Raw genomic sequence first — 25806 nt, 5'->3', positions numbered from 1 at the left:
ACAAGAGCATGCATGAGCTTGCCCTTCCGCTGCTGATCGGCCTGATCGCGATCGCGTTGGCCTTCGACTTCCTCAACGGGCTGCACGACGCTGCCAATTCCATCGCCACCGTGGTTGCCACCCGGTTGCTCAGTCCGGTCGCAGCAGTCGGTTTCGCCGCCTTCTTCAACTTCGCGGCTTACTTCCTGTCGCTGGCGGTGCCAGAGCTTCACAAGGTGGCGGAAACGATCGGCAAGGGGCTGATCGACAAGGACCTGGTGACCCCGGCCGTCGTATTCGGCGCGCTGTGCGGGGCGATGTTCTGGAACATCGTGACCTGGCTCAAGGGTATTCCGTCTTCATCGAGCCATGCCCTGGTCGGCGGGCTGGTCGGGGCGGGGGTCGCTCACGCCAGCTTCAGCGCGATCCAGTGGCCGGGCCTCAACAAGACCCTGATCGCCATCGTGCTGTCGCCGACGCTCGGCATGATGCTTGCGATGCTGATCATGCTGGTGACGAGCTGGCTTGGCGTACGGGCCTCCGCGCGCGGTGCCGAGCGCACGTTTCGCGCGCTCCACCTCCTGTCGGCTGCGACCTATTCGCTCGGTCACGGCCTCAACGATGCTCAGAAGACGATGGGGATCATCACCGTCCTCCTCTATTCGACCGGATACCTCAGCGGCGAGTTCGAAGTCCCGCACTGGGTCGCGCTCGCTTGCTATGTCGCCATCGGCCTCGGCACCTTGTCGGGCGGCTGGCGGATTATCGAGACGATGGGCACCCGGATCACCAAGTTGTCGCAGCATCAGGGCTTCAGCGCTTCCGCCGGCGGATCGGTCATGCTGATCGGCGCCTCGTGGCTCGGAATCCCGGTGTCGACGACGCACACCATCACCGGCTGCGTAATCGGCGCGGGTGCGGCGAGACGGGCGTCCTCTGTGCGCTGGGGCGTCGCCAAGAGCGTTGCCTTGGCCTGGCTCATCACCATCCCGGCCTCGGCCGCGGTCGGCGCGCTATTCTACATGCTGACGAAGCTCTTCTAGTTACAGTTTGAGGCCGTAGCCGGCGAAGTCGTCTTCGATGTCGACGTCGAGCTTCCTGGCCGCCGCAAGATCTTCGCGAGCGCCAGCCTCATCGCCCTTGGCCTTCCGGGCGAGCGCACGTCCCATCAGCGAGGTAGCGCCTTTCGACCTGGCCAATGCCTCATCGTAGCTGTCGATCGCCTGGTCGAACCTGCCAAGCCGGAACAATGCCAGTCCCAGGCTGTCGTGGAGAGCCTTGCGGTCCGGCATGAGTTTCAACCCGGCCTTGCAGTCCTCGACCGCGCTCTCCAGCAGAATTCCCGCAGCCGCTTTCGTCCAGCAGAGCGAATTCAGTTGGCTGACCGTTTGGCTCATCCGCTTTTGGGCGGCGAAGATTTCATTGGCTTCTGCCACCCGGCCAACTTTGTAGAGGGCGACGGCGCGTTCGATCCGGATGTGTGGATTGTCGGCCCCGGCGGCGATGGCACGGTCGACCAGCGCCAGCGCGCCGGCATTGTCGCCAAGCCGCTGCAACGTCGAGGCCGCCGATTCCATCAGGGCCGCATTGTCCGGTTCAAGCTCGGCCGCCTTGGCGATGTCGGCCTTTTTCGCCGCCACGTCGTCAATCGACCGCGCCTGCGCGCGGTTGAGGTACACCATCGCCGACGGCTTCAGGCGCAGCGCGCGATCGAACATCTCCATCGACTTTGGCTTGTTCTTGATCTTTGCATAGACTTTGCCGGCGGCGATGAGGCCGACACCATCGTCCTCGATCTTCGCCAGCGCTTCGGCTTCGCGCGCGGCGGCCGTGAGGTCGCCTTTCTGCATGAGGATGTTCGCCCGAAGCAGGTGCAGGTCGCTGGCATCACCATAGTTTTCGAGCGCGAGCGCGGTGTCTGCCAGAGCTTTGTCGTATTTCTGCATCGCATAATAAGCATTGGCGCGCCGAGTCAGCGCGACCGGGTGATTGGGAGCGGTCTTCAGCAACTCCGTTGTGTAAGCCACTACGTCGTTGAACTTGCCCGCGTTGCTGGCCTGAGATGCCTTGAAGGCAAGCATTCCAGCGCGTGGGGCCCCGATCGCCTCGATGGCCGCGATATCCTTTTCGGCATCCGCCGAGCGGCCAATTTCACTGTATAAAAGCGATCGGGTAGCCAACGCATTGATATTGCGCGGATCCAGCCGGATCGCTTCCTTCAGGTCCGCGAAGGCCTCATCAATCTTTCCAGCATCAGCGAGCGTGCCGGCCCGAAGATGATATTGGTCGCTGGTGATCGGCTTCGATTTTTCGATTGTGGACCAATCGTCTTCGGTCAGCGTCGAGGTCCGAGGCCGCTGGAGGTAGAGGGCCTGGTCGTACAGGGCTTTCAACCGAGTCTCCGCTGCCCGCGCGTCCTTGTACGGGATTTCGGAAGCGACGGAGCGTTTCGTCGTTTGGACGGTCATCGTATTTCCGTCGAACGACTGGGTGCGTTTGTACTGCACCCCGGCCAGCGTCTCTTCGACCGGCGGAGTCACGCCTTTTGGGGCGGCGGCCACGAGCGAGCGGGGCAGCTTGATCGTAAACACGCTGCGGGACCACCAAGGGTGACCGACAGAGATCGGAGCGTCCCGGAAGGGGCCCGGCGCCCTTTCGAACTCGGCTTCGTAGCCGATGCTCGTTCCGGGAAGTTCGAATTGGCCATCATCGAACTCGATCTTGCTCGTACCGGAGGTGGAGAGACGCAATTCGGCGCGGGCCTCGTCGAACGCCACGGAAGTCTCACCCGGGTCGAGGAAGTCGAAATCCTCCTTCCAGCTTGTGCGCAGCATCTCCTTCTTCTGTGCCGCCGGCAGATTGGCGAGCAACACCTTTAAACCCTTTGCACTCTCACCCCGATAGACGAGCTCCGCAGTCGTTGGAGCCGGCGCGAGAAGCCCGGCGCTGGCATCGATCACCAGCGTGCTTTCATTGCTAGGCAACGACAGCTGCTGCGGTGCAATCGGGACGAGAGCGGGGCCATTCACCAGCGGCAATCCCCAGCGGAAGTTCGCGCCGGTCAGTTGCGCCAGGCTGGTGTCACCATTGCGCGTTCCGTCCAGCCAGTAGGTCTGGCCACCAATGCTGGCGCGGGCAATGACATGGTCGAACAGGCCGACCATCGGCAGCCGTTCGGGAAGGGCGTCGCCATAGCTGGAGTTTACCAGCACCGGCTCCGCGGCAATCCCGAGGTCTTGGAGGATGGCGACGAGGAGGGCGGTCTTCGCCTTGCAATCGCCGTAGCGCCGCGACCACGTCGTTTCTGCACTTGCGGGCACGTAGCCGCCGGTGCCCATCAGCAGGGCGACGTATCGCACCTTGCCCTGAACAAGCTGCAGCGCCCTTTCGGCCATCGCAATCGGCGGAAGACCGAGCTTGCGGATGCTTTCCACTTCATTGCGAAGGGGGCCGGTCGCCGGGATCACGGCGGCACTTTTGAACAAGGGACTGATGAGTCCGGCCACATCAGCCCAGGATCGGAAGTCCGTTGCTTCGCCACGGCGGCCGATGGAGAAACGGGGGGGCGCCGACTTTGGCAGGACCAGCGGTTCGACCGCTGGACCGGCAACCTCAAGCAGCCGCATGTTGCCGGTGGCAGCGACGGCTTTCGTTTGTGGAAGACCGACCGACTGTCGGGTGGTGAGATTGATGGTGGTCGGCCAGCTCAACCGGCTGCGCGCGCGTTCGATGGGCAGGCTGTTCCACATCGCGAAATCGGCTTCGACGTGGCCTTTCATGACTGGGTCGACGCGTTCTGTGGTGTAGGCGACCGACAGGATGTCGCCGATTTGGACACCTTCGGGCTGGAGCATTGCTGTCAGGGTGCCATCGAGCGTCGCCGCGTCCAGGTTCGTTTCGCGGCGCGCGATCGTGAATGTCTGTCCGGAGCCGAGCACGTCGATCGTCCGGCCACCGCGGATCAGTTGGACCTTGTGGACGGTGACCGTGTCGGTCGAAGGCTGCCACGGGAACGCGATGTTAGAGGCGTTGAGGCCCTCTGCGGACTGCAGCTTGAGCGCGATTTCGATATACTCGCTGACCTTGCCCGGATCGAAGCGGACCTGCTGATCGCTCAGCAGGATAGCTAGTGGCGCGTCTTTCGCGACCGTGGACGCCAGGGGAACCGGGTGCGGGACGACCCAGTTGGCCGCAGGCCCGAACTTCAGCACCTCAGCCGCATATGCGGGTTGGCTGCCGATGCAGGACGCACCAGCCAGCAAAAACAGGATTTTACGCAACGTATCCCCCAACTATCGGCAGTTCGACCGTATTGCTCGATCGCGATTTGGCAAGCAGGAAGAGGGGTAACGCCACGCATCGTCGCGATTTCAAAGTTGCTGCAATCGCAACTGGATGGCGTCGATCGTCCCTTGTGCCCCAGCGGACGGGCATCCATATTCGGGACAGATCGCACGTAGGTGGAGCGTTAACCGAACCCCAAGCTTGCGTGTGCCATAAATCCGGTTAGCGTGACCGGTGCGGAGCTTTTCGACTTCGCCAGCGTAAGGACCCCAATGACAAAGCTTTCGGGCAGCGACGGCAAGAGCACACTCTACTGCTCCTTCTGCGGTAAATCGCAGCATGAGGTGCGCAAGCTCATTGCCGGGCCGACGGTGTTCATCTGCGATGAATGCGTTGAGCTGTGCAACGACATCATCCGCGAGGAGAGCAAGTCGGCGCTGGTGAAAACGCGCGACGGCGTGCCGACGCCTGCGGAAATCTGCAAGGTCCTCGATGACTATGTGATCGGCCAGTCGCGGGCCAAGCGCGTCCTGTCGGTCGCGGTGCACAACCATTACAAGCGGCTCAATCACGGCGCCAAGAGCGGCACCGAGGTCGAGCTTGCCAAGTCGAACATCCTGCTGATCGGGCCGACCGGCTGCGGCAAGACCCTGCTGGCGCAAACGCTCGCCCGGATCCTCGACGTGCCGTTCACGATGGCCGACGCGACGACGCTGACCGAGGCCGGCTACGTCGGTGAGGACGTCGAGAACATCATCCTCAAGCTGCTCCAGGCCTCCGACTATAACGTCGAAAAGGCCCAGCGCGGGATCGTCTACATCGACGAAATCGACAAGATCAGCCGCAAGTCGGACAATCCGTCCATCACCCGTGACGTTTCGGGCGAGGGCGTCCAGCAGGCGCTCCTGAAGCTGATGGAAGGCACTACAGCCAGCGTTCCGCCGCAGGGCGGGCGCAAGCATCCGCAGCAGGAATTCCTGCAGGTCGACACGACGAACATCCTGTTCATCTGCGGCGGCGCCTTCGCCGGTCTTGAGAAAATCATCTCCGACCGCATGCAGGGCAAGTCGATGGGCTTTGGTGCACACGTCGTCGCGCCGGACGAGCGCAAGACGGGCGAAGTGCTCAAGCATTGCGAGCCGGAGGATTTGCTCAAGTTCGGCCTGATCCCGGAATTCATCGGCCGCTTGCCGGTGATCGCAACGCTCGAAGACCTGGACGAAGCGGCGCTGATCAAGATCTTGGTCGAGCCAAAGAACGCGCTCGTCAAGCAATATGCCAAGCTGTTCGACATGGAAGATGTCGAACTTGCGTTCAGCGACGAAGCGCTGGGCTCGGTCGCCCGCAAGGCCATCGACCGCAAGACGGGCGCTCGCGGCCTGCGCTCGATCCTCGAGGGTATCCTGCTCGACACCATGTTCGACCTGCCGTCGATGGACGGCGTGGACGAGGTGCATATCGACAAGGATGTCGTCGAGGGACGCAAGGATCCGGTGCGGGTCTATGCGAAGAAGGATAAGGCGGGCGACGCGGCCTGATGGCGCACGGTCCGGGAGCGTCCAGTCAAATTTGGGCGCGGCCGCTCTATAAATATGTGCCGGATCAGCTGCTCAAGCCGCGCGACCCGCTGATTGCGATTGGTGCGGGATGGCTCGTCTCGTTTCCCATCAGCATGGTGCTGGCGCTGATTGCCTCGACCTTGGTCGATGATGCCGCCGCACCGGTTTTCCCGATGCGGGGGATCGAAGCGATCTTCGCGCTCGTGATCTTTGCGCCAGTGGTTGAAACGCTGGCAATGGGCGTGGTCTTGCTCCTGCTGCAACGGCTGGTTCGTCCCGAAATTGCAGTCGCGATCAGCGCTGTCGGTTGGGGCCTGCTCCATGCGGCGAAGGCGCCGGTGTGGGGCTTCATCATCTGGTGGCCATTCCTCGTCTTTTCGACCCTTTTTATCACCTGGCGCCAGCGCTCCTTGCTGCTGGCCTTCCTGATCCCGATGGCCGTGCACGCGTTGCAGAACCTCTTGCCGGCTCTCCTCGTCTCCAGGGGCATGACGCCCTAGCTCACTTCCCTACGGTTGACCGGTGTTGCTTCCCTCCCGGGCAGGCCGGGCTTACCGGCGATTCAATCGAAGCCTTCGTCGCGTTGCGGATGGAGGTCGCGCTCTCCATATAGCATCATATGACTCGCACACTTCCGCTACTGCCGCTCCGCGACATCGTCGTCTTTCCCCAGCGGATCGTCCCGCTATTCGTCGGTCGCGCAAAGTCCGTTGCCGCGCTTGAAGCGGCGATGGGCGCCGACAAGGAGCTGTTCCTCGTCGCGCAACTCGATCCGAGCGAGGACGATCCCGATCGTGACGCGCTTTACGATCTCGGCGTGGTCGCGACCGCCATGCAATTGCTCAAGCTGCCGGACGGGACCGTGCGCGTGCTGGTCGAGGGCGTCCGCCGTGCCCGGCTGACCGCGATCGTCGAGCAGGACGGTTTCATGGCTGCCGAGGTTGAGGATGTCGCCGAAGAAGCGGCCGATGGACCGGAAGCACAGGCGCTGATGCGCTCGGTTGTCGATCAGTTCGAGAATTACGCGAAGCTCAACAAGCGCTTGCCGCCGGAAACCGGCATCCAGCTGGCCGAGATCGGCGATGCGTCGGTGCTAGCCGACGCGGTGGCGTCAAACCTGTCGGTGAAGGTCGCCGACAAGCAGGCTTTGCTGGGTGAGCTGAACCCGGCGCGCCGGCTGGAGATGGTATTCGCCTTCATGGAAGGCGAACTGGGCGTGCTTCAGGTCGAGAAAAAGATCCGCAGCCGGGTCAAGCGCCAGATGGAGAAGACCCAGCGCGAATATTATCTCAACGAGCAGTTGAAGGCGATCCAGCGCGAGCTTGGCAATGAGAGCGAGGAGGGCGGGGACGAACTCGTCGAGCTCGCCGCCAAGATCCGCAAGACCAAGCTGTCGAAGGAAGCGCGAACCAAGGCCAACGTCGAGCTGAAGAAGCTCAAGGCCATGGCGCCGATGTCAGCGGAAGCGACGGTCGCGCGCAATTATCTGGACGTCCTGCTGTCGCTGCCGTGGGGCAAGAAGTCGCGGGTCAAGAAAGACATCGCCGAGGCGCAGGCCATCCTCGATGAGGATCATTACGGCCTCGAAAAGGTGAAGGAGCGGATTGTCGAGTATCTCGCGGTCCAGGCCCGCACTAATAAGCTGAAAGGACCGATCCTGTGCCTGGTCGGCCCGCCTGGCGTGGGCAAAACCTCGCTCGGCCGCTCGATCGCGCGCGCAACGGGCCGCGAATTCGTTCGCCAGTCGCTCGGCGGCGTTCGCGACGAAGCAGAAATCCGCGGCCACCGCCGTACCTATATCGGCTCGTTGCCGGGCAAGGTGATTTCAAATCTCAAGAAAGCAGGGACGTCCAACCCGTTGTTCCTGCTCGACGAAATCGACAAGCTCGGTCAGGATTTCCGAGGCGATCCAGCATCGGCGCTGCTTGAGGTCCTGGATCCGGAGCAGAACAGCAAGTTCCAGGACCATTATCTCGAGCTCGATTACGACCTGTCGGACGTGATGTTCGTGACGACCGCCAACTCGCTCGACATGCCGCAGCCGCTGCTCGACCGCATGGAGATCATCCGGCTCGAAGGCTATACCGAGGACGAGAAGGTCGAGATTGCCAAGCGTCACCTGATGCCAAAGCAGGTCGAGGCGCATGGGCTCAAGCCGAACGAACTGACCATCACGGACGACGGCCTGCGCGGAATCCTTCGGCATTACACGCGCGAGGCCGGTGTCCGGACCCTCGAGCGCGAATTGGCGAAGATCGCCCGCAAGTCGCTGCGCCGAATCCTGGAAAACAAGACCGACAGCGTCACCGTGACCGACGAGAACCTCGGCGAGTTCCTGGGCGTGACCCGTTACCGTTACGGGATGAGCGAGGAGGAGGACCAGATCGGCGCTGTCACCGGCCTGGCCTGGACAGAAGTCGGCGGCGAATTGCTTACGATCGAAGCGGTCACCGTGCCCGGCAAGGGCCAGATCAAGACCACCGGCAAGCTTGGCGATGTCATGCAGGAGTCGATCCAGGCGGCGATGAGCTTCGTGAAGGCGCGCTCTCCATCCTACGGGGTCAAGCCGAGCGTGTTCGCCCGCAAGGACATCCACATCCACTTGCCCGAGGGCGCGGTTCCAAAGGATGGGCCCTCAGCCGGGATCGGCATGGTCACGGCAATGATTTCGACGCTGACCGGGATCCCGGTTCGGCGCGACGTCGCGATGACCGGCGAAGTGACGCTGCGCGGCCGCGTGTTGCCGATCGGTGGACTTAAGGAAAAGCTGCTTGCTGCGCTTCGCGCCGGCATCAAGACGGTGCTGATCCCCGCCGAAAACGAGAAGGACCTGGTCGAAATTCCGGCGGCGGTCACCGCCAGCCTGGAAATCATCCCCGTCAGCCATGTCGACGAGGTTATCCCAATCGCGATGACCGAGCCAATGCGGCCGATCGAGTGGACCGACGCCGATGAACATGCGGCGGAGGCGTTACATGTCCCGGTTGGCGACAACCCGGTCGGAGTACGGCACTAGAGGCTTTGACTCGCGGCGAAGTTATTGCCTTAACCGGCGGCCGAGGCTGTGCGAGTCTCTTCAGCGGACGATTGGAGCGGCGACACGATGAACAAGCAGGAGTTGATTGGTCAGGTCGCCGATCGTGCAGGCCTCAATCGCGGCGATGCCGCGCGGGCGGTCGAAACGATGCTCGAGGTCATCACCTCGACGCTCAAGCGCGGCGACGAAGTTCGGCTGGTCGGTTTCGGCAATTTCTCCGTAACTCGTCGCAAGGCCTCGAGCGGGCGTAACCCGCGCACCGGGGAGCCAATGCAGATCAAGGCAACGTCGCAGCCCAAATTTCGCGCCGGCAAGGTGCTCAAGGACGCCGTTCAGTAACTCTCTGGACACGACGCGGAGCGGCTCGTATCTGGCGCGCTCCGCGGCACAGGCGGGCGCGTAGCTCAGCGGTAGAGCACACCCTTCACACGGGTGGGGTCACAGGTTCAATCCCTGTCGCGCCCACCACGCCCCTCGTCGAACAGTGGCCGCAATTCCTCGGTTAGCGCAGTCAGTTGAGGCGCGGCCAATGTCCTTGCCGAGCCCAGGTCTGGCGGGCCGGGCCAGCCCGCATCCGCAAATTTGAGCCCGTTCCACTCGCGCGCACCCTCGTAACGCGGGATGACGTGGAAGTGCACGTGCGGGTCGACCATCATCAGCATCAGGTAATTAAGCCGCTCATATTTGCAGAATGCGGTGAGGGCGGCCTCGATCGCCCGGATAGCCTCTCCCTGCTGCCCAAAGGCGGCGGCCGGGAGGTCGGAATAGCGCGTCGCCTCGCCCGTCGAGGCAAGGATCAGCGAACCGAGTGTGACCTGAGCCGGACGGACCAACACCGCCCAATGGCCAAAGTCCCGGACAAGCGTTCCGGGGAAGCCGAATTTGCCCATCGTCGCGTTGGCCATTTGCCGCCCCCTTTGCTTGCCTTCGAGAGCAGCGAACCCTAAGGAGCGCGCGCGTCCAAGGGAACCGTCCCGCGCGGCGCGGTGGCGATCGTAGCTCAGCTGGTTAGAGCACCGGTTTGTGGTACCGGGGGTCGCGGGTTCAAGTCCCGTCGGTCGCCCCATTTTTCTGGCAGAATTGGACTTCCCGAAGACATGGAAACGCCCTGGGGCTTCCCCGATTACGACGCGCACGAAGGCCTTCATTTCATCGATGAGCCGACCAGCGGGCTGAAGGCGATCATTGCCGTTCACTCGACGCACCTTGGCCCGGCGGCCGGCGGCGCTCGCTTCTGGCATTATGCAGATTCGGCCGAGGCGCTGAAGGATGCCCTGCGGCTGTCGCGCGGCATGAGCTACAAGAATGCCATGGCGGGGCTTCCGCTGGGCGGGGGCAAGTCGGTGCTGTTGGCGCCCGAGGACCGGACCAAGAGCCCGGGTTATCTCGCCGCGTTCGGCAAGGCCGTCGACCAGTTGAGCGGGCGCTACGTCACGGCTGAAGACGTCGGCATGAGCGTCACCGACATGATCGAAGTGCGCCGCCAGACCAGGTTCGTCGCCGGCCTTCCACCCGAGGAGGCGCAAGGCGTTGGCGGCGACCCGGGGCCGCACACTTCGCTTGGCGTCTTCCTGGGCCTGAAGGCGGCGGTGAAGCAGGCGCTGGGCAAGGATAGCGTCGAGGGCCTGCATATCGCCCTGCAAGGCGCTGGCAGCGTCGCGAGCGGTGTCGCGCTGCACGCATGTTCGGAAGGCGCGCGGCTGTCGATTGCGGACGTCGATCAGGCGAAGGCGCAGGCGCTTGCGAAGAAGGTGGACGGCAAGGTTGTCTCCACCGACGAGATCCTGTTCCTCGAGGCCGACGTTATCAGCCCCAATGCGCTGGGCGGGATCCTCACCGAGGAGAGCATTGCTCGTCTCAACGCGCCAGTCGTTGCCGGCGGCGCCAATAACCAGCTTGCGACGCCGCAGGACGGCGAGCGGCTGCAGCAGCGGGGCATCCTTTACGCACCTGACTATGTCATCAATGCCGGCGGCATCATCAACGTCTGCACCGAATATCTGGGTGACGGGGACGCGCACTTGGTCCGGGAGCGGATCGAAGGCATTCCGACGCGCCTTGAGCAAATCTGGTCCGAGAGCGCGAGCAGCGGTCGCAACCCGGCGGCAGTCGCCGACGCGATGGCGCAGCGATTGATCGGAAGGGCATAGGCCCAATCGTGCACGCGCTTGCCAACCCGGCGCGTTTCCTACGCATCGCGAAGCCGGCGACCAGTTGGTTGCTGGGTGTCGGCCTCGTGTTGACGGCGATGGCCCTGGTTGGCGGATTGACCCTATCGCCCCCTGACTACCTTCAAGGTGAAACGGTCCGCATCATGTACGTTCACGTGCCTTCGGCATGGTTGGGCATGGCGGGCTGGGGCGGCATTGCGGCGGCTTCGGTTTCCCAACTCGTGTGGCGCCACCCGCTGGCAGCGGTCGCTGGGCGGGCGCTCGCGCCGTGCGGCGCCGTCTTCGCTGCGGTCTGCCTGCTGACCGGGTCGATCTGGGGACGGCCGACCTGGGGCACTTGGTGGGAATGGGACGGGCGCCTGACGTCAATGCTCATCTTGTTCTTCCTTTACCTCGGGTACATCGCGCTCGCCGCGTCGGAACGCGAGCGCGGCACCGAAGGGCGCATGGCCGCGCTGTTCGGCCTGGTGGGCGCGATCAACTTGCCGATCATCCATTATTCGGTGCTGTGGTGGCGCACGCTCCACCAGGTGCAAAGCATCACTCTTGGCGGTTCGAGCATTCATCCTGACTTGGCCTGGCCGCTGCGGCTGTCGGTGCTTGGCTTCACCTGCCTGTTCGCGGCGGCGACGTTGATGTTGATGCGTGCCGAGCTTGCTCGGCTGAAGGTCGAGGCGCGCTTGCGGCGGAGCGCGACGCAATGAACCATTGGGCCTTCGTGACCGCGGCCTATGCGGTGGCCCTGCTGGCAACCGGCGGCCTGTTGCTCTGGGCCTTTACGGCGATGCGGCGGGCGGAGCGCCAGGCTGAGCAATCGCGGGCCGACCGATGATCGCCAAGCCCAAGCACCAGCGGCTCATCCTGATTTTCGTCGCCGTCATCGCGATCGGCGCGGCGGTATTGCTTGCAATGTGGGGCCTCAAGGATCGCGCGGCTTACTTCTTCACGCCGACGGACATCGCCGCAGGCAAGGCGACCACGGGCCAGGCAGCGCGATTGGGCGGCATGGTCCAGGCAGGTTCGGTGAAGCGCGATGCCGATGGCGTCACCATCCGCTTCGTCGTGTTCGACGAGGCTGCGCGGGTGCCGGTCGTATATCGGGGCATCTTGCCCGACCTGTTCCGAGAGGGGAGCGGTGCCGTCGCGGAGGGCTTTGTCGACCAGCGCGGGACCTTCGTCGCGGACAACATCCTGGCCAAGCATGACGAGCGCTACATGCCGCCGGAGCTTGGCAACCAGCAGGCCGAGCACAAAGCGGCGAAGACGGTCGAGCAGTGATCGCAGAAGCCGGCCTTGCGGCGCTTTGGCTGGCGGCGGCGCTGTCATTATTGCAGACTTTGCTGGGGTTGGGCCCGGCAGCGTTACGGAGCGAGCCCGGCGCTATTCGCGCGGTTGCTGTTACGCAGGGCGCGCTGACATCGCTGGCGATGATCCTGCTGATCGTGCTGTTCGCGAGGACCGATCTGTCGGTCGAGCTGGTGGCGGAGAACAGCCACACCGCCAAGCTGATGCTTTATAAGCTGGCCGGCAGCTGGGGAAACCACGAAGGATCGATGCTGCTGTGGGTAACGGTGCTGGGCGTGTCCGGTGCGATCCTGGCGCTGTTCTCGCACCGGCTTGAGGAACGGACCTTCACCGCGGCCCTGGGCGCCCAAGGAGCGCTAGCCCTGGGCTTCTTCGGGTTCCTGTTGTTCGCGTCTAATCCCTTTGCTCGGCTAAGCCCAGCGGCCGTGGAGGGCAGGGGGCTCAATCCCCTGCTGCAGGACCCCGGCTTGGCCTTCCATCCGCCGACGCTCTACTTCGGCTACGTCGGCCTGTCGGTGGCGTTCAGTCTGGCCGTCGGAGCGCTGCTGACCGGTCGGGTAGACCGCGACCTCGCCAAGGCGATGCGGCCCTGGGTGCTTGGCGCGTGGATTTTTTTGACGCTCGGCATCACGGCAGGGAGCTACTGGGCCTATTACGAGCTGGGCTGGGGCGGTTGGTGGTTCTGGGACCCGGTTGAGAACGCGTCGCTGATGCCGTGGCTGGCGGCGACGGCGTTGCTCCATTCGATCAACGTGCTGGCGTCGCGGGATTCACTCCGGGCGTGGACCATCATGCTGGCGGTGGTCGCCTTTTCAATGTCCATGGTCGGCACGTTCCTGGTGCGCTCCGGCGTGCTGACTTCAGTCCATGCCTTTGCCGTCGATCCAGGCCGCGGCGCCTTCCTGCTCGTACTTCTGGCGGTGTACGTCGGTGCGGCGCTCGCCCTGTTCGCGGTGAAATCCAGCGCCTTGTCCGAAGGGCCACGGTTCCAGCTGCTGAGCCGCGAGGCGGGGCTGGTCGGCAACAACCTGTTGCTGACCGTCATCCTCGGGGTGGTGTTCATCGGCACGCTCTATCCGCTGTTCGTCGAAGCCATCAGCGGTGAAAAGCTCTCAGTCGGGCCGCCATATTTTAATGCAGTCGCCGGCCCGATCGCACTGCTGCTGGCGCTTCTCGCCGGGGTTGGACCGCTGCTTAGCTGGCGGTCGGATAGCGGTGAGAGACTCCGACGGCTCGCAATACCGGGGCTCGTCGGGCTGACGGTGTTTGCGGCGGTCGTGTTCGTGTTCGACGGCGGGCTGCTGGCCAAGCTTTCGCTCGGTGTCGCGGCGGCCCTGCTGACCGCAAGCATCCTGCCGCTGTTCGGTCGCAGGCTGCGGCGGACGCCGCTGCCTGTCTGGGGCATGGTCGTCGCGCACGCAGGAGTGGCCGTGGCGATCGCCGGCATGGCCGGAAGCGCCCTGCTGACGAGGGAGGTGCTGGTCGCCGCGAAGGTTGGCGACACGGTTCCGGTCGGGCCGTGGCTAGTGCGCTTCGAATCCGTGACCCCAACCGCTGGCCCCAATTGGACCGCGCTCGAAGCGGAGCTTCGCGTGTCGCGGGGTGGCGGCGTGTCCGTGCTCAAGCCGCAGGCGCGTTTCTATTCCAGCCCACCGACGGGGACGACCGAGTCCGCGATCAAGACCGTGCCCTCGGGCCAGCTTTACACGGTGTTGGGCCAGGCGACCGAGGATGGACGCTGGCAGCTTCGCTTGTGGTGGAAGCCTCTGGTGACCCTGATCTGGCTGGGCGGCATCCTGATTGCGCTCGGCGGCGGCCTGTCCCTGATCGGGCGGGCGCTGCGTGGCCGGCGCAAGGAGAACGCACGGTGAGGCGCTGGCTGGGGTTCGTGCCGTTGCTCGTGCTCGGGCTGATCGTGGCCGGGCTGCTGTGGCGGCTCGCCAATCCGGGCGACACGGATATTCGGTCCCGGATGGTCGGGCGGCCCGTGCCGCAACTCGCGCTGGCACCCGTCGCCGGTCATCCGGCGATTACTGCGGCGAGCTTGGCCGATGGCCAGCCACGGCTACTCAATTTGTTCGCGAGTTGGTGCGTACCGTGCATTGCCGAAGCGCCGGTGCTGATGGAGCTCAAGCGGCAAGGTGTTCGGATCGATGGCATCGCCATTCGCGACACCGAACGCGATCTGGGCAATTTTCTGGAGCGGCACGGCAACCCGTTCGAACGGATCGGCTCGGACCCGGAAAGCAAGGCGCAGGTCGCGCTTGGCTCGGCCGGTGTCCCGGAAAGCTTCGTGATCGATGGTCGCGGCGTCATTCGGATGCAGCACATCGGCCCGATCGAGCCGAGCGACGTCCCGAAGATCGTGCAGGCACTGGAGCAGGCGCGGTGAAAGTGCTGATCCTTCTATCGCTGGCGGTTGCAACGCCCGCGTTGGCCGATTCCAACCTGCCCCCGGCTCATTGGGCTAACCGACAGCTTCCCGACGCGAGCCAGGAGGCAAAAGCCCAAGCGTTGATGGCGGAAATCCGCTGCCTGGTTTGCCAGGGGCAGGCGATCGTCGATTCCGACGCCGAGCTTGCCGGCGACATGCGCGACCTCATTCGGCGGCGCATCGCCGCGGGCGAGAGGCCATCGGCAATCCGCGCGTGGCTGGTCGAGCGATATGGCAATTGGGTGAGCTATCGCCCGCCGACGGAACCGGTCGGTTGGCCATTATGGATCGCGCCGATTCTGCTGATCGCAGTCGGCGGCTGGATCGCCGGTTCGCGCCTCAAAAGGCGGGGAGGCGGTTAATGGGCTGCCTGATCCTGCTGGTCTTCGCCGCTTTGTCAGCGTTAGCGATGCGCGCACTCGGGCTGCGCGGTCCGATGCTCAAGCTTGCCGGGGCGACATTGCTGTTCGGATGCGCCGGCTACGCGCTCCAGGGCAATCCCGGCCTCGCCGGTTCGCCGCGTGGCGCCAAGGAGCAAAGGCCGCCGGTCCCGGTGACCAACCTGCGCCATGCTTTTTACGGCAACTTCGCTGCCAACGAGCATTGGCTGATCATATCCGAATCGTTGGCGCGACGCGGGAATAGCGCCGATGCCGTCGGCGTGTTGAAAGCGGCCGTAAAGGAACATCCGGGCGACCCGCAACTGTGGGTGGGGCTGGGCAATGCGCTCGTCGACCATGCCGAAGTGCTGACGCCGGCAGCGGAGTTCGCCTACCGCCGCGCCGGTGAGCTGTCGCCTGGATATCCGGCGCCGCCCTTCTTCATGGGCGTGGCGATGCTGCGGTCAGGCCGTCCGGAAGCGGCCCTGGCAATCTGGCAAAGCGTCCTTGCCAGCGCCCCGGCGGAGGCGAGCTGGCGGCCCGTGGTCGAAGATGCGGTCGCTGCCCTGCAGCCACCGGCATCCCAACCTTCCGCTTAGTCGCCTACGCCGCGAGCGGCTCGAACGGCAGGTCGAGCGCTTCCGCCACCGCCTGGTGCCGGATCTTGCCATTCGACACATTGAGCCCGTTGGCGAGATGCGGATCGGCCTTCATCGCCGCTTCCGCGCCCAGGTTCGCGATGCGCAGCGCAAAGGGCAGCGTGGCATTGTTCAGCGCGAAGGCGCTCGTCCGGGCGACCGCGCCCGGCATGTTGGCCACGCAATAATGGATGATCCCGTCGATCTCGAAAACCGGATCGGCGTGGGTCGTCGCGTGCGACGTCTCAAAGCACCCGCCCTGATCGATGGCGATGTCGACCAAGACGCTGCCGCGCTTCATTGTCTTGAGCATCTCGCGGGTCACCAGCTTCGGGGCGGCAGCGCCCGGGACCAGCACCGCGCCAATCACTAGCTCCGCTTCTTCCACGGCCTTCGCGATCGCCGACTTGGATGCGTAGGCGGTCTTGATCTGGCTCGAAAAGAACATGTCGAGCTCGGCCAGCCGTTCGTGGTTGATGTCATAGATCGTGACGTCCGCCCGCATTCCGACCGCCATCTGCGCCGCATTCACGCCGGAAACGCCGCCGCCGAGGATCGCGACCTTCGCCGGAGCGACACCGGGAACGCCGCCTAGCAGCACGCCGCGGCCGCCCTGTTCCTTCTCAAGGTAGTGGGCGCCAACCTGCACCGACATCCGGCCGGCGACTTCGCTCATCGGCTTGAGCAAGGGCAGGGCGCCGGTGCGCGATGTCACCGTCTCATAGGCAATGCAGGTCGCACCGGACTTCATCAGCCCTTCCGCCTGCGGCTTGTCCGCGGCCAGGTGAAGGTAAGTGAATAGGATGTGCCGGGGCTCCAGAAGCGCGATTTCTCGTTGCTGCGGCTCCTTAACCTTGACGATCATGTCACTGGATTTGAACACATCCTGCGCTGTTGGAAGGATCGTCGCGCCGGCTTTCTTGAAGGCTGCGTCGGGGCAATCGATGCCGCTCCCGGCGTGCGTCTCGACGAACAGCTCATGACCTGCGGCAACGAGTTCGGCCACGGACGCTGGAGTCAGGCCAACCCGAAACTCGTTGTTCTTGATCTCTTTCGGCACCCCGATCCGCATCGTTCGTTAGCTCCATCGTGTTGATTGGCGCGGGCTATAGACAGCGATATCGGGAATGTCCTCACCGATTGCGGCGGTTGATTACGACTGCTAGTGGCGCGCGGCGATGCCAATCCAGCCAATCCCATCGGCGGCAGCGCTTGTGAGTCATCTTTTCGTCCGGAAATTCGAGCGATGAGCGTCACCGAGACCGGTACTGCCGTCGTCGACGGCGAACACACCGCGGATCCCCATGGGGCGCATGGCCACGCGCACGGCGGCCCTCTCTACAAAATGGCGATCGGAGCGATCGGCATCGTTTACGGCGATATCGGCACCAGCCCGATTTACGCGTTCCGCGAGACCTTTGCCGGTCACCACGAGCTGGCGCCGGACCAGCTCCATATTTTCGGCGTGATGAGCCTGATCTTCTGGTCGATGCTGATCATCGTCGCGATCAAGTACCTCACAGTGATCATGCGCGCCGACAACAAGGGCGAGGGCGGCAGCCTTGCGTTGCTTGCGCTCATCAACCGCTCGCTCAGCGGGCGAGTCAGCTGGACTGGCGGAATCGTCTTGCTTGGCGTGTTCGCGACGGCGCTGTTCTACGGCGATTCGATGATCACGCCGGCGATCTCCGTGCTTTCGGCGGTCGAGGGATTGACCACCGTCCAGGCGAGTTTCGAGCCGTTCGTCATCCCCGTCGCGATCGGCATCCTGGTCGGCCTGTTTTCGATTCAGTCACGCGGGACCGCGAAGGTCGGACTGCTCTTTGGGCCGATCATGATCGTCTATTTTCTGACGCTTGCCGTGCTCGGCTCGATGCACATCCTCGATCACCCGGCGGTCATCCTCAACACATTCAATCCGTGGAACGCGCTCAACTTCTACATTCAGGAGCCGGTACGCGCGTTTATCGCCATGGGTTCGGTCGTCCTGGCGGTCACTGGGGCGGAGGCACTGTATTCCGACATGGGCCATTTCGGCCGCCGGCCCATTCGGGTGTCGTGGATCTACTTCGTCATGCCGGCACTGCTGCTCAACTACATGGGTCAGGCTGCGATGTTGCTTAGCCAGACGCCGGCCGAAGCGGTCGAGACGGTCAAGAACCCGTTCTTCTACATGGCCCCGGACATGCTTCGGCTGCCGCTGGTTTTGCTGGCGACACTGGCGACCATCATCGCCAGCCAGGCCGTGATCTCCGGCGCATTTTCGGTCACGCAGCAGGCGATCCAGCTCGGCTTCGTACCGCGCTTGCGGATCGAACACACCAGCGAGCGCGCCGCCGGGCAAATCTACATCCCGGTCGTCAATTGGGCGCTGCTGGTGATGGTGATCCTATTGGTGCTCACCTTCCGCACCTCATCCAATCTTGCCGCCGCCTATGGGATCGCGGTGACCGGTGCGATGCTGATCGACGGAGTCCTCATCAGCGTCGTCCTGCTGCTGATGTGGAAGTGGAACCGGGTCCTGGTGATTTCGATGCTTGTCGTCTTCTTCGGCATCGACCTGCTCTATTTCGGCGCGAACCTGCTCAAGGTGCCCGACGGCGGGTGGTTCCCGCTGCTCATCGGCGCGATCGCATTCACGCTGCTGACAACCTGGGCCAAGGGCCGGCAGTTGATGATCGCCCGGATGAACGAGGCCAGCCTGCCGATGGAAATCTTCATCAAGTCGGCGGCCCCGAGCGCTGCGCGGGTCCCTGGAACGGCGGTCTTCATGACCAGCTCGCCCAACGGCGTGCCGCATGCCCTGCTTCACAACCTCAAGCACAACAAGGTGCTTCATGAGCGCGTATTCCTGGTCACGGTCCGGATCGAGGACGTGCCTTACGTGCCGCAGGAAAAGCGCTCTTCGATGGAGGAATATGGCAGCGGCTTCTATCGCATCATCCTGCGTTACGGCTTCATGGAAGAGGTCGATGTCCCGGCGGCACTGGCAAAGGTGAAAGGCTGCGGACCGACCTGCAAGACGATGGAAACGAGCTACTTCCTGGCGCGCCAGACGCTGCTGGCCTCGGCGCGCCCGGGGATGGCGATCTGGCGCGAAAAGCTGTTCGCCTGGATGCTTCGCAATGCGGAAGGCGCGATGGAGTTCTTCAAGCTGCCGACCAATCGCGTCGTCGAACTGGGAAGCCAGGTCGAAATCTAGGCGGAGCCTTTGGGCCCGCCCGGAATTGCACGTGCCATGGGTGACAACATTTCCTGGGTCGCGACCGCGGCCACCATCATCGCAGCCTGCATGACCGCATCGAACCTCGGTTCGAGGATCACCGGTTACGGGTTCATCGTTTTTACTGTCGGCTCGATCGCCTGGTTCGCCACTGGACTGCTGACCGGCCAGCCGGCGCTGCAATGGACCAACGCGGTGCTGACGCTGCTCAACCTGTTCGGCATCTGGCGCTGGCTTGGACGCCAGGCCCGGGTCGAAGAAGGGGGCAAGGCTGCAGCCAAGGCGAGCGAGCGAGCGCCGGGTGAAAAGCTGTTTCCCGTCTCGCTGCTATCGAGCGCTAAATTTCGGTGCGGCGAGGAAGAAGTTGGTACCTGCGTCGACGCGATGGCTGGATGCGCCAGCGGGCGCGTGGCGTATGTGGTGGTTTCTGAAGGTGGAGTCGCCGGGGTCGGTGAGACTCTTCGACGTGTGCCCTGGCACGATTTGCGGATCGAGGATGAAACGCTGGTTGCCAACTTCGACCGGACGCGGTTTTCCGGCCTGGACGAACTACAGAAAGACCAATGGCCGGCCCGCTGATCGTCACTGCCGAGCTTGGAAAGGCCGACTTCGCCTGGGCGAACGGCCTGCGAAGCCGCCACTTCCCACCCGAGCGCAACCAGGTGCCCACTCACCTGACGCTGTTCCATGCGCTCCCGCCATCGAGCGAGGGAGAGGTTCGCCGGGCGATCAAGCGAGCCTGCGCCGCGCCGCCGCCGGGCGCGGAGATTGCCGGCTTGATGAGCCTTGGAGGCGGCGTTGCCTTTCGGATCCGCTCGGCGGAGCTCGATGCCGTTCGCGAAGAATTGGCAAGTGCGTTTCACGGGTTGCTGACCGCGCAGGACAGTGGCGGCTGGGCCCCGCATATTACCATCCAGAACAAGGTCGAACCGGCGGCCGCGCGTGAGCTCATGACGTCACTGGAGCGCAGCTTCGAGCCGCGGCCGTTATCGATCCGCGGGCTCCTGCTGTTCCGCTATTTGGGCGGTCCCTGGGAGCCGCTCGGCAATTGGCAGTTCCGCGGCGTCAGCTGACTTCGCCGATCCCTTCGCAACTAAGTTCGAACGCTGCCATGCCTTGTTCGAGCACTGACGCCAGCATCGGCAGGTCGAGAAGTTCGTCGACGATGCCGTCGCCGCCGCTGCCGTTCATGTCGTTGGCCTCGGCCATCGCTTCGTCCCAGTCGCTGGCATCGTAAGTGCCGGCACCGACCCAGCAGAAGGCCAGGACTTCCGCCAATTGGTCCTCGCCGAGATCCTCCAGTGCTGCCCGAAGTTCCTCTTCGACACCGTCGTTAATGTCGTCGTCGAGGACGGAGAGGGCGCCTTCGTCTTCATCATCGATATTGTCCGCCCCTTCGCCGCGGGCGTAGTCGGACGGCGTCTGCGCTTCATATTCACGAGCGCGCAGGATGATTCGGCACAGGGTTTCGAGCGGCGTTAGCGGGTCCATTCACCTATCCTTGTTTGCGTCACTCAACGACATCGAACGCCAAGCGGTTCCTCTCGTTGACCGTCAAGGTGCGGCGACCTATAGCGCCGCCCGCCTGCTCACCGCGGGCGCTCTGGTTTGCGCCGCCCGGACGGGTGGCGCCACCCTTGGGGCGGAGTAGCTCAGCTGGTTAGAGCAGCGGAATCATAATCCGCGTGTCGGGGGTTCAAGTCCCTCCTCCGCTACCAACTTCCCGGTCACTGCAACTGCCAGCGGACGCTTTGCGAAAACGTTCGTTCGCCCGTCGTCGCCTCGGCAGCCGGCGGGAATTTGGCCCGTTTGCGGAAGATGTCGCAGGTCGTCGTATCGAGGATGGCGGAACCGCTGCTTTGCTCCACGATGCACTGGCTTACGCGTCCGCCGCTATCGATCACCAGTCTGGCCCCGACAGTTCCTTGCTCATTCCTCAGAAGTGCCTCCGGCGGGTAATCGTCGGCGCGAATGAGGCCGGGAAGGTTGGCTTTGAGCGACGAGTCCGACGGCGAACGCCGCGGAGTCTCAGGCTCTTCGCGAAGTTCGTATGGCGGCTTGAACGGATCGACGGAAACATCCTGCCAGCTCCACAATATCACTCCTAGGCCGATGGCAGCAGCAATCCAGGGCAGCGGGCCAGGACTGTGCGGCTGCACCGGAGAGTTGTGATCGGGACGTCGCCGAGGATCCATGCCGATGAACCTTTAAAAGGAAACGCCCGGGCCGCTTGAGCGACCCGGGCGTCCTGCGTGACGATTGCTCGCCAGCCCCCTTGTGACCGGCATGACTGACCACGAACCGGCGCCAAAGTCACGACGTGAACTGCCCACAGGCGCATTTGTGCATCGCATGTGTCGATCGCGCCACAGCGTCGGACCCCAGCCGGCCGCATTGCGTTGAACGGTTCCCCACCTTAGGTGAGCCGCACCCAACCAGAGGACGACAACTCTTGCGCGTTTCCCGCTGTTTCCTGCCGGTGATGAAAGACAGCCCGTCGGACGCGCAGATCGTCAGCCACAAGCTGATGCTTCGCGCCGGGCTGGTGCGGCAAACCGCCGCCGGCATTTACGCGTGGCTGCCGATCGGTTTTCGAGTGTTGCAGAAGATCGAGCAGATCGTGCGCGAGGAGCAGGACCGTTCCGGCGCGCAGGAAATGCTGATGCCGACGCTTCAGTCGGCCGACCTGTGGCGCGAGAGCGGCCGCTACGACGCTTACGGGCCCGAGATGCTGCGCATCCGCGACCGTCACGAGCGCGAGATGCTCTACGGGCCGACCAACGAGGAAATGATAACCGCGCTGTTCCGCGACGAGGTCAAAAGCTACCGCGAGCTGCCGCGAACGCTGTATCACATTCAATGGAAATTCCGCGACGAGGTTCGCCCCAGGTTCGGCGTGATGCGCGGCCGCGAATTCCTGATGAAGGACGCCTATAGCTTCGACCTCGACGAGGCCGGCGCCCGGCAGAGTTATTACACTCAGCTGCTTGCCTATCTGCGCACTTTCCAGCGGATGGGTATCCGGGCCGTACCGATGAAGGCTGCTTCGGGGCCGATCGGCGGCGACCTTAGCCACGAATTCATCGTCCTCGCACCGACCGGCGAAAGCGAAGTTTTCTACGACGCTGCATTCGAGGAATTCGACTGGAGCCAGGCGCAGCTTCGCTACGGCGATGCGCAAGGACTGCAGCGGCTGTTCGACCAGGTCAGCACGACCTACGCCGCCACGGACGAGACCCACGATCCGGATCGCTGGTCGCAAGTCGCTTCGGATCGGCAGCGGACCGGGCGCGGCATCGAAGTCGGGCACATCTTCTACTTTGGCGATAAATATTCGCAGGCCATGGGTCTCAAGGTCTCCGGCCCCGATGGGCAGATGATCACGCCGATGATGGGCAGCTACGGAGTTGGCGTGTCCCGGCTCGTGGGCGCGATCATCGAGGCGAGCCACGACGATGCTGGGATCGTCTGGCCAGAGGCGGTGGCGCCGTGGACCGTCGGGCTGGTGACCATGCGGGCCGATGACGAACCGAGCCGGACCGCCGCGGAGACCATTTACGATCGGCTCAACGCAGCCGGCGTCGAGACGCTGTACGACGACCGCGACGAGCGGGGCGGCGTCAAGTTGGGAACGATGGACCTGATCGGGCTGCCCTGGCAGGTGATTGTCGGCCCGCGCGGGATCGCCAACGGAACCGTGGAGCTGAAACGACGGGCCACTGGCGAGCGTGAAGACCTGAGCATCGAGTCCGCCCTGGCGAGGCTCACGGAATGATCCTCAACCGCTACGAGCGAATGGTCGCTCGGCGTTACCTGCTTCCCGGGAAGGGCGAGGGGTTCATCTTCCTCGTCGCGTCGATCAGCCTAGTTGCGGTCGCGCTTGGCGTTGCGGCGCTGATCATCGTCATGAGCGTCATGAACGGCTTCCGCGCCGAGCTGTTCGACAAGATCGTCGGGCTTAACGGCCACGCGGTAGTGCAAGGGTATGACGGCAGGCTCGCCGACTGGCGGCAGGTTGCCGATGCAGCGCGAAAGACCCCAGGGGTGACCGAGTCGCTCCCGCTCGTCGAGCAGCCATTGATGGCTTCGGCGAACGGGCGCGTCGAAGGCGTGCTGGTGCGCGGGATGCGCATGCAGGACATTGCCAGCAACCCGGTGATCGCCGGCAACATCAAGTCGGGCAGCCTCAGCACCATGGCGCCGGGCAGCAATCGGGTCGCGATCGGCATCCGCCTGGCAGAGACGCTTGGGGCTTATCCGGGCAGCGAGATCAGCCTGATTAGCCCGGAAGGGCGATCGACGGTGGTCGGAACCGTCCCGCGGATCGTCTCCTACACCGTCGCCGCAGTCATCGAAGTCGGCGTGTATGATTACGACAAGGCGTTCGTGGTCATGCCGATCGAGGATGCCCAACAGTTGCTGATGCTCGGCGACGAAATCACTACGGTCGAAATCCAAACCAGCAATCCCGACAAGGTCGACCAGATCCTGGCGCCGTTGCAAAGCGTCGCGAACGGTCGCGGCGTCATCGTCGACTGGCGGCAGATGAATTCCGCGTTGTTCCAGGCGCTGGAAATCGAGCGGGTGGCGATGTTCGTGGTCTTGTCGCTGATCATCCTGGTCGCCGTCTTCAACATCCTGTCGTCGCTGATCATGCTGGTCCGTGCGAAAACCCGGGACATCGCTATCCTTCGGACGATGGGGGCGAGCCGCCGCGGGATGATGAAGATATTCGTGACGGTGGGTGTGACGATCGGCTCGCTCGGCATCATCCTTGGCGTCATACTTGGCGCGATCTTCCTGTTTTTCCGCCAGAATGTGGTGAATGCCATTCAATACGCGACCGGTGCGAACCTGTGGGATCCCGCGATCCGGACGCTGACCGAACTGCCGTCCAAGACCAACCCGCTGGAAGTGACGGCGATCGTGGTGATCGCACTCGTCCTCTCGTTCCTCGCCACGCTCTACCCGGCGTGGAAAGCGGCGAGCACGGATCCCGTACAGGTGCTTCGCTATGAATGAGCCGGTCCTGCAAACGCAGGCGCTGCGCCGCCGCTTCGTCCAGGGCGATGTGGCGATCGAAGTGCTGCGCGGGGTCGACCTTCAGGTCGGGGCCGGCGAGATCGTCGCACTGCTCGGCCCGTCCGGGTCGGGCAAGTCGACTCTGCTGCAGGCAGTGGGTCTGCTGGAGGGTGGCTTCGAAGGCTCGATCCGGCTGCACGGGCGCGAGGCCGCGGAACTCGACGATGACGGTCGGACGGAGGTGCGCCGCGACGTGCTCGGCTTCGTCTACCAGTTCCATCACCTGTTGCCGGAATTCACCGCTCGCGAGAATGTGATCCTGCCGCAATTGGTCCACGGCGCGGAACGGGAAGCCGCAACGGCGCGGGCCGACGAACTCCTGTCGAAGCTTGGTCTGGACCAGCGTCTCGACCACCGGCCGTCGAAGCTTTCGGGCGGGGAGCAGCAGCGGGTCGCGGTTGCGCGGGCCCTAGCCAATCGCCCGCCGCTGGTGCTTGCCGACGAGCCAACCGGCAACCTGGACGAGGCGACTGCCGACAAGGTGCTTGCCGAGTTCCTCGATCTGGTGCGAGGCGAGGGGAGCGCCGCGCTGGTCGCAACGCATAACGAGCGCCTGGCTGCAAAGATGGATCGAGTTGTGCGTTTGCATGAGGGTCGACTGGAGGAAGGCAAGTAAAATGGTCGATATCCGACTCTCCCAGGACCCCGAGCCGCCACGCCGCGAACCTCCTCGGGTCGAGCCGGAGCAACCGAAAACCGACCGCGACGGTGTCGACGGAGGTTCGCCCGGCGGCCGACAGCCGCCGTCGCAGCGGACCTGGTGGATCCTCGCCGTCGTCACTGCGGTGCTGATTGGCTTGCTGCTCGCCAGCTCGGTGTGGACTCGTTCCGACGCCGACAAGGACAAGCTCGACACGGCGAAGGTCGACGAGCGCATGCTCGCGCCCGAAAAGCAGTGCGCGCTGCAAAGCACTTACGACCTGATCAAGCGCGAGCTGTTCCGCCGCGCTGCAGCGACCCGGGGCAGCGATGCCGCCGCCTTTGCCAAGCTTTCCGATTATGCCCTGCTGCGGGTCCAGTCGCCGATCCTGCGCGGGGTCGATGAGGATACGCAGCGGATCAATTGCGAAGGTACGGCAGTGCTCCAATTGCCGCCCGGCGTGAAAGTCTCGGAAGGCGGAAGCACGTTGAGCGGCGATATCGCTTATGCGGTGCAGCCGGCCGCCGACGGGACCGGCAATGCGATCATGCTTGGCAATACGGACGCGCTGACCGTGCCCCTGGCGACCATCGGCCGTAGCGGTGCCGCCCCGGCCGCGCCGCTGGCAGTGCCGGACATGGACCCGATGAGCGTCCAGCCGCAGCAGCCGGACGCGCCGGCGGAACCATCTCCTCCTGAGCCCAGCAGCGATTCGCCAGCGGTCCAGCAACCCGCGCCGGTTGACGAACCCGCGCGGCCGGTCGTCGGCTCTGCCAAGCCCAGCTTCAACTGCCGCTTCGCCCGCACGCGCGGGGAGGTCGCGGTGTGCAGCGACTCCGGTCTTGCCGCGCTGGACCGCCAGATGGCCTCCCAGTTCAACAATGCGATGGGCCGTGCCGATGCGGAGCAACGCGCACTGCTGACCTCGACCCGTTCCGGTTTCCTGGCCTTCCGCGACCGTTGCCGGTCCGACGCTTGCGTTGCCGACACCTATCGCGGCCGCATGCGGGAAATCAGCGACATCATGGCCGGGCGCTGGAACGGCCGCTAAGCTGGGGATAATTGCCCGCGCAG

At 64.0% G+C, this 25806-nt stretch carries 25 protein-coding genes and 3 tRNA genes; 23 read left to right on the top strand and 5 right to left on the bottom strand.

Annotated features, from left to right (window positions below):
* The first annotated feature begins 8 nt into the window (after positions 1-8).
* Positions 9-1022 (top strand): inorganic phosphate transporter, encoded by a 1014-nt coding sequence (locus tag G7078_RS07025; RefSeq protein WP_166094426.1) that lies wholly within the window; start codon positions 9-11, stop codon positions 1020-1022.
* On the opposite strand, the gene G7078_RS07020 is transcribed toward G7078_RS07025, so the two are convergent.
* The gene (locus G7078_RS07020) at positions 1023-4259 is read right to left on the bottom strand and encodes a DUF3857 domain-containing protein (RefSeq protein ID WP_166094424.1); all 3237 of its coding nucleotides are present in this window, start codon (positions 4257-4259) and stop codon (positions 1023-1025) included.
* 276 nt (positions 4260-4535) lie between these two features.
* On the opposite strand from G7078_RS07020, the gene clpX reads away from it, so the two are divergent.
* The 5 genes from clpX (at position 4536) to G7078_RS06995 (ending at position 9327) form a co-directional block, all read left to right on the top strand.
* On the top strand, positions 4536-5801 hold the full coding sequence (gene clpX / locus G7078_RS07015) for an ATP-dependent Clp protease ATP-binding subunit ClpX (RefSeq protein WP_166094422.1): 1266 nt from the start codon (positions 4536-4538) through the stop codon (positions 5799-5801).
* Positions 5802-5857: 56 nt separating this feature from the next.
* Positions 5858-6322, top strand: a complete 465-nt coding sequence (locus G7078_RS07010; protein ID WP_166094421.1) for a CPBP family glutamic-type intramembrane protease — start codon at positions 5858-5860, stop codon at positions 6320-6322.
* A gap of 119 nt (positions 6323-6441) precedes the next feature.
* Entirely contained in the window at positions 6442-8838 is a 2397-nt protein-coding gene (gene lon / locus G7078_RS07005) for an endopeptidase La (protein WP_166094419.1), read from the top strand.
* 87 nt (positions 8839-8925) lie between these two features.
* Positions 8926-9198, top strand: coding sequence for an HU family DNA-binding protein (locus G7078_RS07000; RefSeq protein ID WP_166094416.1), 273 nt, complete (start codon positions 8926-8928; stop codon positions 9196-9198).
* A 54-nt stretch (positions 9199-9252) separates the two neighbouring features.
* Positions 9253-9327, top strand: a tRNA-Val gene (locus G7078_RS06995).
* Here the strand turns inward: G7078_RS06995 and G7078_RS06990 are convergent.
* A complete protein-coding gene (locus G7078_RS06990) occupies positions 9306-9764 on the bottom strand; it encodes an HIT family protein (protein ID WP_166094414.1) in 459 nt (152 codons plus the stop codon). The genes G7078_RS06995 and G7078_RS06990 overlap by 22 nt on opposite strands.
* An 84-nt stretch (positions 9765-9848) precedes the next feature.
* On the opposite strand from G7078_RS06990, the gene G7078_RS06985 reads away from it, so the two are divergent.
* The 9 genes from G7078_RS06985 (at position 9849) to G7078_RS06945 (ending at position 15748) form a co-directional block, all read left to right on the top strand.
* A tRNA-His gene (locus G7078_RS06985) sits at positions 9849-9925 on the top strand.
* A gap of 31 nt (positions 9926-9956) precedes the next feature.
* Positions 9957-11009, top strand: a complete 1053-nt coding sequence (locus G7078_RS06980; RefSeq protein WP_166094412.1) for a Glu/Leu/Phe/Val family dehydrogenase — start codon at positions 9957-9959, stop codon at positions 11007-11009.
* Between the two features lie 8 nt (positions 11010-11017).
* Positions 11018-11734, top strand: a complete 717-nt coding sequence (ccmC, locus tag G7078_RS06975; protein ID WP_166094410.1) for a heme ABC transporter permease CcmC — start codon at positions 11018-11020, stop codon at positions 11732-11734.
* Positions 11731-11862, top strand: coding sequence for a heme exporter protein CcmD (ccmD, locus tag G7078_RS06970; protein ID WP_166094408.1), 132 nt, complete (start codon positions 11731-11733; stop codon positions 11860-11862). The genes ccmC and ccmD overlap by 4 nt, the downstream gene beginning before the upstream one ends.
* A complete protein-coding gene (gene ccmE / locus G7078_RS06965) occupies positions 11859-12308 on the top strand; it encodes a cytochrome c maturation protein CcmE (RefSeq protein WP_166094407.1) in 450 nt (149 codons plus the stop codon). The genes ccmD and ccmE overlap by 4 nt, the downstream gene beginning before the upstream one ends.
* Positions 12305-14206 (top strand): heme lyase CcmF/NrfE family subunit, encoded by a 1902-nt coding sequence (locus G7078_RS06960; protein ID WP_166094404.1) that lies wholly within the window; start codon positions 12305-12307, stop codon positions 14204-14206. Before ccmE ends, G7078_RS06960 begins: the two co-directional genes overlap by 4 nt.
* Positions 14203-14727 carry a DsbE family thiol:disulfide interchange protein gene (locus G7078_RS06955; RefSeq protein WP_166094402.1) on the top strand — a complete coding sequence of 175 codons (525 nt, stop codon included), beginning with the start codon at positions 14203-14205 and terminating at the stop codon, positions 14725-14727. The genes G7078_RS06960 and G7078_RS06955 overlap by 4 nt, the downstream gene beginning before the upstream one ends.
* Positions 14724-15131 (top strand): cytochrome c-type biogenesis protein, encoded by a 408-nt coding sequence (locus G7078_RS06950; protein ID WP_166094400.1) that lies wholly within the window; start codon positions 14724-14726, stop codon positions 15129-15131. Before G7078_RS06955 ends, G7078_RS06950 begins: the two co-directional genes overlap by 4 nt.
* Positions 15131-15748 (top strand): tetratricopeptide repeat protein, encoded by a 618-nt coding sequence (locus G7078_RS06945; RefSeq protein WP_166094398.1) that lies wholly within the window; start codon positions 15131-15133, stop codon positions 15746-15748. The genes G7078_RS06950 and G7078_RS06945 overlap by 1 nt, the downstream gene beginning before the upstream one ends.
* A gap of 4 nt (positions 15749-15752) precedes the next feature.
* On the opposite strand, the gene ald is transcribed toward G7078_RS06945, so the two are convergent.
* Positions 15753-16859, bottom strand: coding sequence for an alanine dehydrogenase (ald, locus tag G7078_RS06940; protein WP_166094395.1), 1107 nt, complete (start codon positions 16857-16859; stop codon positions 15753-15755).
* A 174-nt stretch (positions 16860-17033) separates the two neighbouring features.
* Here ald and G7078_RS06935 point away from each other — a divergent pair, with 174 nt between their 5' ends.
* Genes G7078_RS06935 through G7078_RS06925 form a run of 3 tightly spaced genes read left to right on the top strand, consistent with a single transcriptional unit; the run spans position 17034 to position 20083 of the window.
* A complete protein-coding gene (locus G7078_RS06935) occupies positions 17034-18989 on the top strand; it encodes a potassium transporter Kup (protein ID WP_166094393.1) in 1956 nt (651 codons plus the stop codon).
* 36 nt (positions 18990-19025) lie between these two features.
* Positions 19026-19589, top strand: a complete 564-nt coding sequence (locus G7078_RS06930; RefSeq protein WP_166094390.1) for a PRC-barrel domain-containing protein — start codon at positions 19026-19028, stop codon at positions 19587-19589.
* Positions 19574-20083 (top strand): 2'-5' RNA ligase family protein, encoded by a 510-nt coding sequence (locus G7078_RS06925; RefSeq protein ID WP_166094387.1) that lies wholly within the window; start codon positions 19574-19576, stop codon positions 20081-20083. The genes G7078_RS06930 and G7078_RS06925 overlap by 16 nt, the downstream gene beginning before the upstream one ends.
* Here G7078_RS06925 and G7078_RS06920 read toward each other — a convergent pair.
* Entirely contained in the window at positions 20076-20501 is a 426-nt protein-coding gene (locus G7078_RS06920; protein ID WP_166094385.1) for a DUF3775 domain-containing protein, read from the bottom strand. The two genes, G7078_RS06925 and G7078_RS06920, sit on opposite strands and share 8 nt — an antisense overlap.
* A gap of 150 nt (positions 20502-20651) precedes the next feature.
* Between G7078_RS06920 and G7078_RS06915 the strand changes: the two genes are divergently transcribed.
* Positions 20652-20728, top strand: a tRNA-Met gene (locus G7078_RS06915).
* Between the two features lie 9 nt (positions 20729-20737).
* On the opposite strand, the gene G7078_RS06910 is transcribed toward G7078_RS06915, so the two are convergent.
* Positions 20738-21169 carry an energy transducer TonB gene (locus tag G7078_RS06910; RefSeq protein WP_166094381.1) on the bottom strand — a complete coding sequence of 144 codons (432 nt, stop codon included), beginning with the start codon at positions 21167-21169 and terminating at the stop codon, positions 20738-20740.
* 293 nt (positions 21170-21462) lie between these two features.
* Between G7078_RS06910 and proS the strand changes: the two genes are divergently transcribed.
* Genes proS through G7078_RS06890 form a run of 4 tightly spaced genes read left to right on the top strand, consistent with a single transcriptional unit; the run spans position 21463 to position 25783 of the window.
* Complete coding sequence (gene proS / locus G7078_RS06905; RefSeq protein ID WP_166094378.1) at positions 21463-22785, top strand: proline--tRNA ligase; 1323 nt, start codon at positions 21463-21465, stop codon at positions 22783-22785.
* Entirely contained in the window at positions 22782-24032 is a 1251-nt protein-coding gene (locus G7078_RS06900; RefSeq protein ID WP_166094376.1) for a lipoprotein-releasing ABC transporter permease subunit, read from the top strand. The genes proS and G7078_RS06900 overlap by 4 nt, the downstream gene beginning before the upstream one ends.
* Complete coding sequence (locus G7078_RS06895) at positions 24025-24708, top strand: ABC transporter ATP-binding protein (protein ID WP_166094374.1); 684 nt, start codon at positions 24025-24027, stop codon at positions 24706-24708. The genes G7078_RS06900 and G7078_RS06895 overlap by 8 nt, the downstream gene beginning before the upstream one ends.
* Before the next feature lies 1 nt (position 24709).
* A complete protein-coding gene (locus G7078_RS06890; RefSeq protein WP_166094372.1) occupies positions 24710-25783 on the top strand; it encodes a lysozyme inhibitor LprI family protein in 1074 nt (357 codons plus the stop codon).
* Positions 25784-25806 lie beyond the last annotated feature (23 nt).

This window comes from Sphingomonas sinipercae, from assembly GCF_011302055.1.
GTDB lineage: Bacteria > Pseudomonadota > Alphaproteobacteria > Sphingomonadales > Sphingomonadaceae > Sphingomicrobium > Sphingomicrobium sinipercae.
This window is presented reverse-complemented; position numbering and strand designations above follow the sequence as displayed.